The sequence below is a fragment of the Streptomyces sp. A0642 genome, from assembly GCF_004795105.1.
Classification (GTDB): Bacteria; Actinomycetota; Actinomycetes; order Streptomycetales; family Streptomycetaceae; genus Streptomyces.
Window position 1 is genome coordinate 1 of the sequence record NZ_SSBL01000085.1, and the last position, 573, is coordinate 573.

Sequence of the window (573 nt, forward strand, 5' to 3'; positions counted from 1 at the left end):
CCGGGAACACCGCGAAGAATAGCTGGCCGCTACGAAGAGACCGGACGGGAAGCTATCCGGCGAACCAGTCTTTGGTGGCCGTGTGCGCATCGAAAACCTGCCTCAAAAGTGGGGTTAGCGGGGAAATTCCGTGTTCATGCGCCAGCGGCACGGAATGCAACACCGATTCGTTCCATGGGTGAAGCGCTAGGGCAAGGCGCCCCCAGAGAGCGCAAAAACTGGGTAAATTAGGGGGCCGGGCAGGCTGCTAAGTACCTGATACCCGGCCCCCAGATAAGAGCCCCGCGTGGGAACTCAAAGAGAGCAGACTACTTGGCCCACACAACGAGCTCATCGAGCGGTTTGCGCGGCTTCGGGTCGATCTCGCGCGAGCGGTAGCCGAAGGTCGCGGCAACGGATACGCCGTAATCCTCAGGGTCGAAAAGCCCCTCCTCGGTGAGGAGCTGGGTGACCGCATCGTAGTCCATGCCTTCAACGGGGCAGGAATCGATACCGAGCATCGCCGCGCCCGTAAGCATATTCCCCAGCGCAATATAAGTGTTCTTCCGTGCCCTCTTCGAATGGGCACGGAAG

1 protein-coding gene is annotated in these 573 nt (G+C 60.2%); it reads right to left on the reverse strand.

From position 1 onward, the window contains the following. Positions 1-308: 308 nt before the first annotated feature. Positions 309-573 (reverse strand): nitroreductase family protein (locus E6R60_RS36490; RefSeq protein WP_206309616.1); only part of this gene is annotated, 265 nt, incomplete at its 5' end.